This window comes from Streptomyces sp. NPDC048211 (genome assembly GCF_043202315.1).
Lineage (GTDB): Bacteria > Actinomycetota > Actinomycetes > Streptomycetales > Streptomycetaceae > Streptomyces.
In genome coordinates this window covers 403,189-417,926 of sequence record NZ_JBIDAD010000004.1, presented here as the reverse complement: position 1 = coordinate 417,926, position 14,738 = coordinate 403,189, and the positions used below count along the sequence as shown (strand labels likewise).

Genomic DNA, 14,738 nt, shown 5'->3' with positions numbered 1-14,738 from the left:
GCCCTCAGCAGCCTCCCGGTAGAGTGAGCGGGTCGTCATCATGCCCGTTCAGGGGGAAGCCGGTGCGAATCCGGCGCTGACCCGCAGCCGTGACCGCCGCCGTGGCGGAAGCCGGAATGCCCTGTCCGTGTCGTGACCGGCTCGCGCCATCGGACCCCCGGTGGCCGGCACCGTCGAGGTATACGGAGCCGGAGCCTGGTGCCTGTGTGTGCCTGTGCCCGGTTCCCCCAGGAGAGGCCCCGCCCGCCATGACCGTACGCCGCAGCGCAGCTGCGCTCGCCGCCACCGCCACCGTGCTCTGTGCGGCCGCAGCCCCGGCCGCAGTCGCCGCGCCGTCCCCCTCCCCGTCCGTGGCGCTGCCCTCGGGGCTGTACGGCACGAAGGACCCGACGTACGACGGGGTCTGGCGGCAGTCGCTGGCGTTCATCGCGCAGCGGACCGTGGGTGTCACGCCGGCCGCCGAGGCCGTCGACTGGCTGATCGGCCAGCAGTGCGACAGCGGCGCCTTCCCCGCGTACCGCCCCGACGCCTCCGTGCCCTGCGACGCCAAGACCATGATCGACACCAATGCGACCGCGGCCGCCGTGCAGGCGCTGCACGAGGTCCGCGGCCACGAGGATCTCGTCGCGACCGGCGTCGACTGGCTGAAGTCGGTCCAGAACGAGGACGGCGGCTGGGGTTACACCGCCGGCAGCCCCAGTGACGCGAACTCCACCTCGATCGTCATCGGCACCCTCGGGCGGGCCGGGCAGAAGCTCGGCGACGTGACGACGGACGGCGGCAGGACGCCGTACGACGCCCTGCTCACCTTCGCCATCCCCTGCGGCGGCAAGGACGGCGGCGCGTTCGCGTACCAGCCCGACAAGGCCGGCAAGCTCGCCGCCAACGGCGACGCCACCGCCGCCGCCGTGCTCGGCTCCCTCGGCAAGGGCTTCGTCATCGGGGACACCGCCGCGGTCAAGGACCCCACCTGCACCAAGGGCAAGGCGCTCAAGCCCGAGCAGGCGGCCCAGAACGGCGCCTACTACCTCGCGGGCGCCCTCGCGAAGACCGGCCACCTCGACTCGCCGCCGATGCCCGGCGCCGAGGACAGCGCCCCGCAGCCCGACTTCGGCAACACCGCCGACGCGGTCGTCGCCCTGTCCGCGTCCGGTCACAAGGACAAGGCCGAGGCGTCCGCGAAGTGGCTGGCGGAGAACTCCGCGGCATGGGCGAAGGAGAACGGTCCCGCCGCCTACGCGCAGCTGGTCATGGCCGCCCACGCCACCGGGGCGGACGTCCACGACTTCGGCGGCGCGGACCTCGTCAGCCGGCTGAACGCGACCGGGCCCGAGCCCGCCGCCGTCAAGAAGCCGACGGCGGCCGCCACCCAGGAAGAAGAGAAGAAGGACAGCGGCGACGGGGACGGGATCGGCGGTGTCTGGTGGTTCGTCGGGATCGGACTCGCCGTCGGCGCGGGTGCCGGGTTCCTGATCAGCGGCCGCCGCAAGAACCAGCAGCTGTGAGGGGCGCCGGACGGGCCACCGCGCTGCTGGTGGTCCTGGGCGCCGTACTGGCCGTGCTCGGTACGGGCACGGCCCAGGCCGCGGGCTACCGCTACTGGTCGTTCTGGGAGGGCTCCGGCAAAGGCTGGGCGTATGCCACCCAGGGGCCGTCGCTGGTCCGCCCGGACGACGGTTCGGTGCAGGGCTTCCGGTTCGCAGTGAGTGCGGACTCCCAGGACGCGGCCAAGCCGCGCCGCTCCCCCGACTTCGCGAAGATCTGCGCGGACACGCCCGCCGAGGACGGCACCAAGCGGGTCGCGCTCGTGATCGATCCGGGTACGCCCGCCGACGCCCCCGACGGGGAGACGCCGCCCGCGCCGCGTACCGCGTGTGCGCGGGTGGCACCGGACGCCAGCAGTGCGGAGGCCCTCGCGGCGGTGGCCAAGCCGCTGCGTTACGGCAGTGACGCGCTGCTCTGCGCGATCTCCGGCTATCCGGCCTCCGGCTGCGGTGAGCAGGTGTCCGGAAACGAGGAGGGCAACGGCGGCAGGACCGCCACGGCCGAGGCCTCCGCGCCCACGTCGGCGGGTGTCGCCGCCGGTGACAGCGGTTCGGACGGCGGCGGGCCGTCCGCCGGGGTCCTCGCCGGAGTGGGCGCCGTCCTGCTCCTCGGCATCGCCGCAGTCGCGCAGGCCCGCCGCCGCCGCGGATGACCGGCACGACAGCCGCGCCTACGGACGTCCCGCCGGGCCGGTTCCGTGCCTGGCGCGCCCCCGCGGCCACCCGGAGCAACGCCCTGCCCGCGGGGGCCTGGTGGCTGTGGGCGCTCGGGCTCGCCACCGCCGCGTCCCGGACGACCAATCCGCTGCTGCTCGGCCTGCTGGTCGGCGTGGCGGGCTACGTGGTGGCGGCGCGCCGCACGGATGCGCCGTGGGCCCGGTCGTACGGGGCTTTCATCAAGATCGGCCTGTTCGTCATCGGGGTGCGCCTGCTCTTCTCCGCCTTCCTCGGCTCCCCGATCCCGGGTACGCATGTCGTGTTCGAGCTGCCCGAGGTGCCGCTGCCCGACTGGGCGAAGGGCGTCCGGATCGGGGGCCGGGTCACCGCCGAGCAGCTGTTGTTCGCCCTGTACGACGGGGCGAAGCTGGCGGCGCTGCTGATCTGTGTCGGCGCGGCGAACTCGCTCGCCAATCCGGCCCGGCTGCTGAAGTCGCTGCCGGGTGCGCTGTACGAGGCCGGGGTGGCCGTCGTCGTCGCGATGACGTTCGCGCCCAACATGGTGGCCGACGTGGTGCGGCTGCGTACCGCCCGGCGGCTGCGCGGCCGGCCGACCGGTGGGGTGCGGGCCGTGCTCCAGATCGGGCTGCCGGTGCTGGAGGGCGCGCTGGAGCGGTCCGTCGCGGTGGCCGCGTCGATGGACGCGCGGGGGTACGGGCGTACCGCCCAGGTCCCGGCGGCCGTCCGGCACACCACGAACGTCCTCACGCTCGGCGGGCTGCTCGGTGTCTGTGCCGGTACGTACGGGCTGCTCGCCGCGCAGGGTGCGGTGTACGGGCTGCCGCTGCTGATCGCCGGTCTCGTCGCCGCGATGGCCGGGCTGCGGCTCGGCGGCGCCCGCTCGGTACGGACCCGCTACCGGCCCGACCGGTGGGGCGTGCGGGCCTGGCTGGTCGCGGGGTCCGGTGCGGCGGTCGCGGCGGCGATGATCTGGGCGGGCAGCGCGGATCCGGCGGCGCTGCACCCCGGTGTCGTCCCGCTGGCCGCGCCCGTGCTGCCGCTGTGGCCGGCCGCCGCGGTGCTGGTCGGCCTGCTGCCGGCGGTCGTCGCGCCTGTCCCGCCCTCCCCCGCAGGCTCGCCCGTCCCGCCTTCCCCCACAGGCTTCGAGGAGCAGGTGTGATCCGGTTCGACGATGTTTCGGTGCAGTACGAGGGGGCTGAGAGCCCCACGCTGTCGGGGGTCGACCTGACCGTTCCGGAGGGTGAGCTGGTGCTCCTCGTCGGGCCGTCCGGGGTCGGTAAGTCGACTCTGCTGGGTGCGGTGTCGGGGCTCGTACCGCACTTCACCGGCGGCCGGCTGACCGGCCGGGTGACCGTCGGCGGGCGTGACACCCGCACCCACAAGCCCCGTGAGCTGGCCGACCTGGTCGGCACCGTGGGCCAGGACCCGCTCTCCCACTTCGTGACGGACACGGTCGAGGACGAGCTGGCGTACGGCATGGAGTCGCTGGGCCTCGCCCCCGACGTGATGCGGCGGCGGGTCGAGGAGATCCTTGACCTGCTGGGGCTCGCCGGGCTGCGCGACCGGCCGATCGCCACCCTGTCGGGGGGCCAGCAGCAGCGGGTCGCGATCGGGTCGGTCCTCACTCCGCACCCCCGGGTCCTGGTGCTGGACGAGCCGACGTCCGCGCTGGACCCGGCGGCGGCCGAGGAGGTGCTCGCGGTGCTGCAACGGCTCGTCCACGATCTGGGGACCACGGTCCTGATGGCGGAGCACCGGCTGGAGCGCGTGGTGCAGTACGCGGACCAGGTCGTCCTGCTGCCCTCGCCGGGCGCCGCCCCGGTCCAGGGCACGCCCGCCGAGGTGATGGCCGTCTCTCCGGTGCATCCGCCGGTGGTGGCGCTGGGGCGGCTGGCGGGCTGGGAACCGCTGCCGCTCTCGGTCCGCGACGCCCGGCGCCGGGCGTCGGGCATGCGGGAGCGGCTGGCGGGCGTGACGCCCGGACCGGTCGGCGGCCCGGAAACCCGAAAGCCTCTCCCGCCTCCGTCCTCCCACCCCGCGCCCCAGCGCTCCGCTCTGGCCAGGCTGTTCGGCCGCACCCCGCAGGAGACCGCCGCCCCCGGGCCGGTCACCGACACCACCACCCGCGTCGAACGCCTCGCCGTGCGGCGGGGGCGCGTCGAGGCGCTGCGCCGGGTGACGCTCACCGTGGCCCCCGGCGAGACCGTCGCCCTGATGGGGCGCAACGGCGCGGGCAAGTCCACCCTGCTCTCCGCCCTCGTCGGCATGGTCGAGCCGGCCTCCGGCAGCGTGCTCGTCGGCGGCCGCGTCCCGCACCGCACCCCGCCGCAGGAGATGGTGCGCCGCGTCGGTCTCGTACCGCAGGAACCGCGCGATCTGCTGTACGCGGACACCGTCGCCGCCGAGTGCGCGGCGGCCGACGCCGATGCGGGCGCAGCGCCGGGCAGCTGCCGGGCGCTGGTCTCGGAGCTGCTGCCGGGTGTGGCGGACGCGACCCATCCCCGTGATCTGTCCGAGGGGCAGCGGCTCGCCCTGGCGCTGGCGCTCGTGCTCACCGCCCGGCCGCCGCTGCTGCTCCTGGACGAACCGACCCGCGGTCTGGACTACGCGGCGAAGGCCAGGCTCGTCGGGGTGCTGCGCACGCTGGCGGCCGGGGGCCATGCGATCGTGCTGGCCACCCACGATGTGGAGCTGGCCGCCGAGCTCGCCCACCGGGTGGTGATCCTCGCCGACGGGGAGGTCGTCGCGGACGGGCCGACCGCGGAGGTCGTGGTGTCCTCGCCGGCCTTCGCCCCGCAGATCACCAAGATCCTCGCTCCGCAGGAGTGGCTCACCGTGTCCCAGGTCCGGGCGGCGCTGGGGGGTGGCGCGTGAGCGGCACGAACGGCCGGGGGACGCGGCCGGTGCGGCTCGGGCCGCGGGCGGTCGCCGCGCTGGTGCTGATCAGCGCGATCGGGGTGGCGGCCTTCGGCTGGCCGCTGCTGGCCGGGCCGGATTCCGGGCTGGCGCACTCCCAGGACGCGCCGTGGCTGTTCGCCGCGCTGCTGCCGCTGCTGGTCGGGGTGGTGGTCGCGATGATCGCGGACTCCGGGCTCGACGCGAAGGCGGTGGCGATGCTGGGGGTGCTGGCCGCGGTCGGGGCGGCGCTGCGCCCGCTGGGGGCGGGTACGGCCGGTCTGGAGCCGATGTTCTTCCTGATGGTGCTGAGCGGGCGGGTGCTCGGGCCGGGCTTCGGTTTCGTGCTGGGCTCGGTGACGATGTTCGCCTCGGCCCTGCTGACCGGCGGGGTGGGCCCGTGGATGCCGTTCCAGATGCTGTCCATGGGCTGGTTCGCGATGGGTGCCGGGATGCTGCCCGGACCGGACCGGCTGCGCGGGCGCGCGGAGCTGCTGATGCTCGCCGCCTACGGGGCGGTGGCCTCGTTCGCGTACGGGACGGTCATGAACCTCTACGGGTGGACGATCGTGCCGGGGCTCGGCTCGGGCATCTCCTTCCATCCCGGTGACGCGGTGGCCGACAACCTGGTGCGCTTCCTCGCCTACTGCACGGCCACGTCGCTCGGCTGGGACCTGGGCCGTGCCGTGCTCACCGTCGTCCTGACGCTGACCGTCGGAACCGCGCTGCTGAAGGCGCTGCGCCGGGCCACGCGCCGTGCCGCCTTCGAGGCCCAGGTCACATTCGGCGCCCCGGAGGAGTGAGGGCACCCACAGGACCTTGGTCCCGTACGAAGCGGCTTAGGAGGCGTGGAGGGCGGTCGCGGGACCCTGTTCCACCCCCTCCGGCCTGCTATCGAGCGGTATGAGGGGGTTCGGGACCTTCGGCCCCGGGTGCGAGGCGGGGTCGTACCGGGGGTCGTTGCGGGCGCCGGACGCCGTCGCTAAGACTTGAGACATCGCCGAGCACCGCAGCGTCCACCGGAACGGACCGCGGTCAACGAGCACCGGTTCACGCAGGATTCGGACCGGAGCACGCGACTCCCCCGTACCCGACGTTAGGTTCCCTGTGTCGTTCGCCCGTAACATCCTCGCCCGTCGCAAGTCCGCCGTCGCCGGTGCAGCAGTGCTGCTGGGTGCCTCCGGTGTGGCCCTGGGCGTCTCCCCGGCCATGGCGGCCACCACCGCCGCGCCGACGTCCGCTGCCGCGAGTGCCCAGGACACGGCGAAGCAGATGATCGGTGACGACGCGCAGTTCCAGTGCTTCAGCAACATCGTCAGCCACGAGAGCGGCTGGAACCCGAGCGCGACCAACGCCTCCTCCGGCGCCTACGGCCTGGTCCAGGCCCTGCCCGGTTCGAAGATGGCGTCCGCCGGCTCCGACTGGCAGACCAACCCCACCACCCAGATCAAGTGGGGCATGGACTACATGAACTCCCGCTACGGCAGCCCGTGTGGCGCCTGGTCGTTCTGGCAGGCCAACAGCTGGTACTGAGTCCACCCGGACCGGAACCGGTAGCGACGAAGACCCCCGACCGCAGCGCGGCCGGGGGTCTTCGTCATGCCTCGTGGGCCCCCGCCATGGGTGCGGACGAGAACGCCTCCGGCCGGGGCCCTCGCCCGCCGTGGTTCCGCTACAACCGCTGGATGATCGTGCCGGTCGCCAGCGCGCCGCCCGCGCACATGGTGATCAGTGCGAACTCCTTGTCCCTGCGCTCCAGTTCGTGCAGCGCGGTGGTGATCAGCCGGGCGCCGGTGGCGCCGACCGGGTGGCCGAGCGCGATGGCGCCGCCATTGACGTTGACCTTCTCCAGATCCTGGTCGAAGACCTGCGTCCAGCTCAGCACCACGGACGCGAAGGCCTCGTTGATCTCCACGAGGTCGATGTCCTTGAGCGACATCCCGGCCTTGCCGAGCACCGCACGGGTCGCGTCGACGGGGCCGTCGAGGTGGAAGTGCGGGTCGGAGCCGACCAGCGCCTGGGCGACGATCCGGGCCCGCGGCTTGAGCTTGAGGGCCCGCGCCATCCGCTTGGACGCCCACATGATCGCGCAGGCGCCGTCGGATATCTGCGACGAGTTGCCGGCCGTGTGGACGGCGGTGGGCATCACGGGCTTGAGCCGGGCGAGCCCCTCCATCGTGGTGTCGCGGAGCCCCTCGTCGCGGTCGACGAGCCGCCACATGCCCTGGCCGGCGGCCTGTTCGGCCTCGGTGGTGGGCACCTGGACCGCGTACGTCTCCCGTTTGAAACGCTCCTCGGCCCAGGCGGCGGCGGCCCGCTCCTGCGAGATGAGGCCGAGCGAGTCCACGTTCTCCCGGGTGAGGCCGCGCTTGCGGGCGATGCGCTCGGCGGCCTCGAACTGGTTGGGCAGGTCGACGTTCCACTCGTCGGGCCAGGGCTTGCCCGGCCCGTGCTTGGAGCCGCTGCCCAGCGGTACGCGCGACATGGCCTCGACGCCGCAGCTGATGCCGACGTCGATCACCCCCGCCGCGACCATGTTGGCGACCATGTGGGAGGCCTGCTGCGAGGAGCCGCACTGACAGTCCACGGTCGTCGCGGCGGTCTCGTACGGAAGTCCCACGGTGAGCCAGGCGTTGCGTGCGGGGTTCATGGACTGTTCGCCGGCGTGGGTAACGGTGCCGCCGACGATCTGTTCGACGCAGTCGGCATGGATGCCGGTCCGGCCGAGGAGTTCACGGTAGGTCTCACCCAGCAGATAGGCGGGGTGCAGATTGGCGAGCGCGCCTCCACGCTTGCCGATGGGGGTGCGTACGGCTTCGACGATGACGGGTTCCGCGGCCATGAGCTCGTCCTCTCCTCGCACTTCCGCAGAGGCGTCCCGGCGCCCACGGAAGGAACTAGTACGCGTTCTAGTTCTGCAAGCAGTCTTATGAGGCTTACCCCCGGTACGCAAGGGTCTTGCACGCACCTTGCCCAGGCTTCACCGCCGGTACCCACCGCGGGACGACCGGTTCACGGATGCTTCACGCAACAGATCCGGCCATGCCTCTTGTCAGTTGTAGAACTCGTTACTACCTTGCGGGCAACTTCTGATGGGTCGTCAGACATTGTTCGGACGGCTCTCGGACCGACCTGGAGTTCTTGACCTGGAGCTGCCGATGCCCTGCCCCCATCTGCCCGAAGGGTTCGACTTCACCGATCCCGACCTGCTCCACGCCCGGGTACCGCACCCGGAGTTCGCCCTCATGCGGGAGACGGCGCCGGTCTGGTGGTGCACCCAGCCCACCGGTATCTCCGGCTTCGACGACTCGGGCTACTGGGTCGTCACCCGGCACGCGGACGTCAAGTACGTCTCGACCCATCCCGAGCTGTTCTCGTCGAACACCAACACGGCGGTAATCCGCTTCAACGAGTCGATCAGCCGGGACCAGATCGACGTCCAGAAGCTGATCATGCTGAACATGGACCCGCCCGAGCACACCCGGGTCCGCCAGATCGTCCAGCGCGGCTTCACCCCCCGCGCCATCCGGTCCCTGGAGGAGACGCTGCGCAACCGGGCGCGCTCCATCGTCGAGACGGCGCTCGCCGGGGCCGACGAGAAGGGCTCGTTCGACTTCGTCACCAACATCGCCGTGGAACTGCCGCTCCAGGCCATCGCCGAGCTCATCGGCGTACCGCAGGAGGACCGGGCCCGGATCTTCGACTGGTCGAACAAGATGGCCTCGTACGACGATCCGGAGTACGCGATCACCGAGGAGATCGGCGCCGAGGCGGCGATGGAGATCGTCTCCTACTCGATGAACCTCGCGGCGGCGCGCAAGGAGTGCCCGGCCAAGGACATCGTCTCGACGCTGGTCGCCGCCGAGGGCGAGGGCAACCTCTCCTCCGACGAGTTCGGCTTCTTCGTGATCCTGCTCGCCGTGGCCGGCAACGAGACCACCCGCAACGCCATCAGCCACGGCATGCACGCCTTCCTGACCCACCCCGAGCAGTGGGAGCTCTACAAGCGCGAGCGGCCGGAGACGGCGGCCGAGGAGATCGTCCGCTGGGCGACGCCCGTGGTCTCCTTCCAGCGGACCGCCACCCAGGACCTCGAACTGGGCGGGCAGCAGATCAAGAAGGGGGACCGGGTCGGGCTGTTCTACTCCTCCGCCAACAACGACCCCGAGGTGTTCGAGAACCCGGAGCGGTTCGACATCTGCCGGGACCCGAATCCGCATCTCGGCTTCGGCGGCGGCGGTCCGCACTTCTGCCTGGGCAAGTCCCTGGCCGTGATGGAGATCAACCTGATCTTCAACGCGATCGCGGACGTGCTTCCGGACCTGCGGCTGGTCAGCGACCCGCGGCGGCTGCGGTCGGCCTGGCTCAACGGCATCAAGCAGCTCCAGGTGAGCACGTCGGCCTGAGCGTCGCCCCCGTACCCCCGTCCGTATGCCGGACAGGGGTACGGGGATCATGGCGGCCATGCAATCGCTGCTCTCCGGTTTCGCCCCCATCTGGATCCTGACCGCCGTCGGATACGCGGCCGGCCGGGGCGGACTCCTCGGAGAGCAGGCGGAGTCGGTGCTCGGCCGGTTCGTCTTCCATGTGGCCATGCCCGCCGCCCTGTTCACCATGGTGTCCGGGTCGCGGCCGGCCGCCTTCGCCCATGCCTCGATGGTGGCGTTCGCCGCGGGCACGGCTCTCGTGACCGCCCTGGGATACGCGGTGGGCCGGCGGTACTTCGGCCGTAAAAGGGCCGAGGCGTCGATCAGCGGCATGGCGTCCGGCTACGTCAACTCCGCCAACCTGGGCATCCCGGTGGCGGTGCACGTGCTCGGCGACGCCTCGTTCGTCGCGCAGGTCATCCTGTTCCAGGTGCTGTGCGTGTCACCCGTGGTCCTGACGCTGCTGGACTCGGGCACGCGGGGCGGCGGGTCCGCCGGTGGCGGACTGCGGCGGATGCTCACCATGCCGGTGCGCAATCCCGTCATCATGGCCTCGCTGCTGGGCGTGATCGTCTCCGCCACCGGCCTGCGGCTGCCGGCCGCCGTCACCCACTCCTGCGACGTGCTCGGCGCCGCGGCCGTGCCGACGGCGCTGATCACGCTGGGCCTGTCCCTGCACGGCGGCCCGGCCCTCGGGACCGACGGGACCGGCCCCGTCACCGGACGCGCGGAGTTCGGTGTCGCGGTCGCGCTCAAGACCCTGGTCCAGCCCCTGGTCGCCTTCGTCGTCGCCGGACCCGTTCTGCACCTGCCGGACCACCAGGTGCTGGCCGTGGTGCTCTGCTCCGCCCTGCCGACGGCACAGAACGCCTACATCTACGCCCGCCAGTACGGCCTGGACACCGGCCTCGCCCGCAATTCCGTCGTGGCCTCCACGATCGTGTCGATGCTCACGCTGTCCTTCGCCGCCTGGGCCCTGGGCCCCTCCCGCTGACCCGTTGGAGTGGCGGGGCCCGCCGGACGGGCGGATGCTGGGAGAGCGACGATCCACATGCCGAAGGGGTGCCGGACGTTTTTGCGTCCGGCACCCCTTCGGCCATCGCTTGTCGTCAGGCGGTCTCGGTGACGCGCCCGGCCTGTTCCGCCGGCGCCCTCGCCCCCGCGCCGTCCCTCGGTCCCGCCCCCGCCTCGGGGGGCCCGTCCCCCGGTGCCCGTAGCCTGCGCGGTCCGCTGAGCGCGTACGTGAGACCGAAGCCGAGGGCGACCACCGCCGCCCCGCCCACCGCGTCGAGCACCCAGTGGTTGCCGGTCGCGACGATCGTCGCGACCGTGAAGAGCGGGTGCAGCACCCCCAGCGCCTTCATCCAGACCTTCGGGGCGAGCATCACGATCACCACACCGCACCACAGGGACCAGCCGAAGTGCAGCGAGGGCATCGCCGCGTACTGGTTGGTCACCCCGGTCAGCGTGCCGTAGTCGGGCTTCGCGAAGTCCTGGACGCCGTGGACCGTGTCGATGAAGCCGAGCCCGGGCATCAGGCGCGGCGGGGCCAGCGGGTAGAGCCAGAAGCCGACCAGGGCGAGCAGCGTGGCGAAGCCGATGGAGCTGCGGACCCAGCGGTAGTCGGCGGGGCGGCGTACGTACAGCACGCCCAGGATGGTCAGCGGCACGATGAAGTGGAACGTCGAGTAGTAGTAGTCGAAGAAGTCCCGCAGCCAGCCGACCCGGACGACCGAGTGGTTGACCCAGTGCTCGATGTCGATGTGCAGCCACTGCTCGATCGAGTGGACCTGCCGCCCGTGGTGCTCCGCGGTGGCACGGCCCGCGGTCGCGGCCAGCCTGACCTGCTGGTACGCGGAGTAGACGACCCTGATCAGCAGGAGTTCCAGCAGCAGGTTCGGCCGGCTGAGCACTCGCCGCCACCACGGCAGCAGCGGCACCCTGCCCCAGCGGGCGGCGACCGGGGACGCGTGGTCGGTGGGGACCGGCTGCCGCCAGTGCGGCGAGGTGCGCGGCAGGAACGGGGCGGCGCACGCGGCCGCGAGCGCGGCGATCAGCAGCACGTTGTCGCGGACCGGGAACATCGCCTCGATGTTCGGCAGCAGCATCGTGCCCGGCAGGGTGACGACGAGGATCACGACGGCCGGCCACACCAGCCGGTCGGACGCCCGCTTGCCGACCCGGCCGACCACGGCGAGCAGCACCCACAGCAGCTGGTGCTGCCAGGCTGTGGGCGCCACGGCGACGGAGACACAGCCGGTGACGGCCACGGCGAGCAGCAGTTGTCCGTCGCTCGCGTACCGGGCGGCGCGGCGCAGCCCGAGGAAGCAGACGGCTGCCGCCAGCACCACGAAGAGGGCGATCTCCAGCGGGCCCTCCAGGCCCAGGCGGAGCAACGCCCCGTGCAGCGACTGGTTGGCGAGGCTGTCGGCCTGGTCGCCGAGCCCCGCCCCCGCGACATGGTGCACCCAGTACGTCCACGAGTCGTGCGGCATCGCGGCCCAGGCCAGCGCCGTGCAGAGGGCGAAGGCCGCGCCGCCGGTCAGCGCGGCTCTGCGTCTGCCGGTCAGCCAGAGCAGGACGGCGAAGAGCAGCACGGTCGGCTGGAGCGCGGCCGCGACCCCGATCAGTACGCCGGAGGCGCGTTCGCCGCGGACCACGAAGCAGCCGACGAGGACCAGCAGGACCGGCAGGATGCTGGTCTGGCCCAGGTGGAGGGCGTTGCGCACCGGCAGCGAGAGCATCAGCAGGCTGATGGTGACGGGGGCGGCGAGCAGGGCCGTGCGGCGGCTGACCGGGGCGGGCAGGGCGCGCGCCGCGATGACGCCGAGTGCGGCGACGAGCAGCAGTGAACCGAAGGTCCAGGCGACACCGAGGCTCTGTTCGGCCGTGCGGGTCAGAGGCTTGAGCACCAGGCCGGCGAAGGGGGTGCCGGTGAACCGGTCGGTGTCGTACAGCGAGCCCGTCACATGAAGCACACCGTTCTCACCGATCCACGTCTCCAGGTCGGTGAGGCGTTCGCCGGGCGGCTGCCGCAGCACCACCGCCATCTGCCGCACGGCCAAGGCCGCGACCACCAGCCAGAGCACGGCACGGGCAGCCCCGGTCCTCGCTCCCGTCGCCGCGTCTGTGCGCACACTGTGCTCCGCGTTCGCCACGTTGCGCCGACCCTCCCAACGTTCGGTGCCGGTTTTCTGTCCGGCATGCTGTGAAACCTTCGCATTGCCCCATGACGTAGACACAATCACCCCCTCTTCACCTGACTGTCATCCCGCTTTTGTCCGAAAGGATGCTCGGCCGTGCCCTACGGACAGGCCGGAGCGGCCGGAACCGGCACGGCCGCCCGCACGTCTGAGCCCGTGATCGGTGACCACGGGGAGGAACACGGGACATGCAGTGTGCGGGGAGAAATCGAGAGGCGCGGCTTCGGCCGCGCGGGTGGGCGTCCCGTGCGCTGTCCCTGGTCGTGCTCGTGTTCGCGGCCCAGCTGGGCTCGCTGGTCGCACCGGCGTACGCGTGCGGCTGCGGGGCGATGGTCGTGGACCGCGACACCCGGGTGTCGGTCGACCGGGAGACGTCCGTCGTCGGCTGGGACGGCAGCACCGAGCAGATCGTGATGCGGCTCACCGTGCGCGGGAACGCCCCCGATGCCGCCTGGATCATGCCCGTGCCGCACCGGGCCACGGTCGGGCTCGGTGACGCCTCGCTCTTCTCCGAGCTCCAGACCCTCACCGCCCCCGTGACCACCACGCGCCACTACTTCTGGCCTCGCGCGAAGGACTGGCCGTTCGGTGGTTCGGACAACAGGTCCGGGGACGGCGCCGCCGCTCCGTCGGCCGCCGCACCGGTCGAGGTGGTGGGCCGGGAGCGGCTCGGGCCGTTCGACGTGGCCCGGCTGGCCGCGACCGACCCCGCCGCGCTGGACGGCTGGCTGAAGGGGAACGGCTTCGAGCTGCCGGACCGGCTCGCGACGGCCCTGCGCCCCTACGTCGAGCAGAAGTGGGAGTACGTGGCCGTGCGCCTCGCTCCCCAGGAGTCGGGCCGTCCGCTGAGCGGCGCGCTCGACCCGCTGCGGCTGCGTTTCGCCAGCGACCGGCTGGTGTACCCGATGCGCCTGTCCCGGCTCGCCGCGACACCGCAGTCCCTGGGCCTGTACGTGCTCGCCGCGCACCGCATGGAGCCGCGGGACGCCATCGGCGGCCTGCGTCCCGTGGTGACGTACGCGGGCCGGGTGGACACCGGCCGGCTGGAGGGCGCGTACGGGGCGCTGGACGCGCTGACGGGCGGGAAGCCGGTGTTCGTCACCGCGATCGACCAGTCGTTCCCGCGGCCGGAGCTGATCGACGGGGACCACGAGTTGCGGGCGGCCGCCGCGGACACCCCGTACCGGACCACGTACTACCGGGACAGGATGCTGACCGTGGGCGGCATCCCGGCCTGGCTGCTGTCGCTGCTCGGTGGAGCGGTGCTGGTGGCCGGGGCCCTGCTGCTGGTGGTGCGGGCCCGGGGAAGGCGTCCGGTGACACCGCCGGCGCCGGTCACCGTGCCGCCGCCACTGAGGTGAGAACGGGCCCTCCCCCGGGTCGGCGGCCTGGACATGCGTACGCCGGGTGAGGCGCGGGACGTCGCTCCTCGCGACGTCCGCGCCCAGAGGGGTGCACCGGCGGCCCCAAATCGTTTCCCCCAACAGCCATACGCACATCAGAATGTTCCGATGACCTGGACCGTGAACCCCGAACGCTTCGACTCCCCGGATGCCGCCCTGCTGCGCCGGGACTACTACGACGAGGTGGCCAGCCGTTACTGGGGGCGGCCCGCGACCGTGGAGGAGATCGACGAGGGGCTCACCGACGACGGCGCCGAACGGCTCGTCCCGCCGACCGGCGCGTTCGTCGTCGGCCGCTTCGGGGACGGTGCGGCGGCCTGTGCCGGGCTGATCGTGATCGACGCGGACATCGCCGAGCTGACCCGGGTCTACGTACGCCCCGAGGCGCGCGGCACGGGCGGCGGCGGTCTGCTGCTCGCCACCGTCGAGAGGCTGGCGCGGGCCATGGGCGTACGCCAGATCCGGCTCGACACCCGCAACGACCTCGTCGAGGCGCGCGGACTGTACGCCAAGCACGGCTACCGCGAGGTGCCGGCCTTCCACCACCGCCAGTACGCGGAGCACTGGTTCGCCAAGGAACTGTAGGGG

General features: G+C 72.5%; 12 protein-coding genes and 1 riboswitch. Of the genes, 10 read left to right on the top strand and 2 right to left on the bottom strand.

Annotated elements, in window-relative coordinates:
• Positions 1-12: 12 nt before the first annotated feature.
• Positions 13-144, top strand: a riboswitch (cobalamin riboswitch).
• 104 nt (positions 145-248) lie between these two features.
• The 6 genes from ACGFZA_RS18175 to ACGFZA_RS18150 all read left to right on the top strand — a co-directional run bounded on the left by ACGFZA_RS18175 (position 249) and on the right by ACGFZA_RS18150 (position 6,650).
• On the top strand, positions 249-1,505 hold the full coding sequence (locus ACGFZA_RS18175; RefSeq protein WP_393680172.1) for a prenyltransferase/squalene oxidase repeat-containing protein: 1,257 nt from the start codon (positions 249-251) through the stop codon (positions 1,503-1,505).
• Complete coding sequence (locus tag ACGFZA_RS18170; protein ID WP_393680170.1) at positions 1,502-2,197, top strand: SCO2322 family protein; 696 nt, start codon at positions 1,502-1,504, stop codon at positions 2,195-2,197. The genes ACGFZA_RS18175 and ACGFZA_RS18170 overlap by 4 nt, the downstream gene beginning before the upstream one ends.
• Positions 2,194-3,381, top strand: coding sequence for an energy-coupling factor transporter transmembrane component T (locus ACGFZA_RS18165; protein WP_385287380.1), 1,188 nt, complete (start codon positions 2,194-2,196; stop codon positions 3,379-3,381). Before ACGFZA_RS18170 ends, ACGFZA_RS18165 begins: the two co-directional genes overlap by 4 nt.
• Positions 3,378-5,096 carry an ATP-binding cassette domain-containing protein gene (locus tag ACGFZA_RS18160; protein WP_393680167.1) on the top strand — a complete coding sequence of 573 codons (1,719 nt, stop codon included), beginning with the start codon at positions 3,378-3,380 and terminating at the stop codon, positions 5,094-5,096. The genes ACGFZA_RS18165 and ACGFZA_RS18160 overlap by 4 nt, the downstream gene beginning before the upstream one ends.
• Positions 5,093-5,920 (top strand): ECF transporter S component, encoded by an 828-nt coding sequence (locus ACGFZA_RS18155; RefSeq protein WP_393680165.1) that lies wholly within the window; start codon positions 5,093-5,095, stop codon positions 5,918-5,920. The genes ACGFZA_RS18160 and ACGFZA_RS18155 overlap by 4 nt, the downstream gene beginning before the upstream one ends.
• Before the next feature lie 304 nt (positions 5,921-6,224).
• A complete protein-coding gene (locus ACGFZA_RS18150; RefSeq protein ID WP_385287387.1) occupies positions 6,225-6,650 on the top strand; it encodes a transglycosylase SLT domain-containing protein in 426 nt (141 codons plus the stop codon).
• Between the two features lie 139 nt (positions 6,651-6,789).
• On the opposite strand, the gene ACGFZA_RS18145 is transcribed toward ACGFZA_RS18150, so the two are convergent.
• Complete coding sequence (locus tag ACGFZA_RS18145; protein WP_393680162.1) at positions 6,790-7,959, bottom strand: steroid 3-ketoacyl-CoA thiolase; 1,170 nt, start codon at positions 7,957-7,959, stop codon at positions 6,790-6,792.
• Between the two features lie 316 nt (positions 7,960-8,275).
• Between ACGFZA_RS18145 and ACGFZA_RS18140 the strand changes: the two genes are divergently transcribed.
• Complete coding sequence (locus ACGFZA_RS18140) at positions 8,276-9,523, top strand: cytochrome P450 (RefSeq protein WP_385287392.1); 1,248 nt, start codon at positions 8,276-8,278, stop codon at positions 9,521-9,523.
• Between the two features lie 49 nt (positions 9,524-9,572).
• Entirely contained in the window at positions 9,573-10,538 is a 966-nt protein-coding gene (locus ACGFZA_RS18135) for an AEC family transporter (RefSeq protein ID WP_393680159.1), read from the top strand.
• A 115-nt stretch (positions 10,539-10,653) separates the two neighbouring features.
• On the opposite strand, the gene ACGFZA_RS18130 is transcribed toward ACGFZA_RS18135, so the two are convergent.
• The gene (locus tag ACGFZA_RS18130; protein ID WP_393680157.1) at positions 10,654-12,681 is read right to left on the bottom strand and encodes a bifunctional glycosyltransferase 87/phosphatase PAP2 family protein; all 2,028 of its coding nucleotides are present in this window, start codon (positions 12,679-12,681) and stop codon (positions 10,654-10,656) included.
• A 254-nt stretch (positions 12,682-12,935) separates the two neighbouring features.
• Between ACGFZA_RS18130 and ACGFZA_RS18125 the strand changes: the two genes are divergently transcribed.
• Positions 12,936-14,108: a DUF2330 domain-containing protein gene (locus ACGFZA_RS18125; RefSeq protein ID WP_393680155.1), complete on the top strand. Its 1,173-nt coding sequence runs from the start codon at positions 12,936-12,938 to the stop codon at positions 14,106-14,108.
• A gap of 150 nt (positions 14,109-14,258) precedes the next feature.
• Positions 14,259-14,735, top strand: a complete 477-nt coding sequence (locus ACGFZA_RS18120; RefSeq protein WP_385287400.1) for a GNAT family N-acetyltransferase — start codon at positions 14,259-14,261, stop codon at positions 14,733-14,735.
• Positions 14,736-14,738 lie beyond the last annotated feature (3 nt).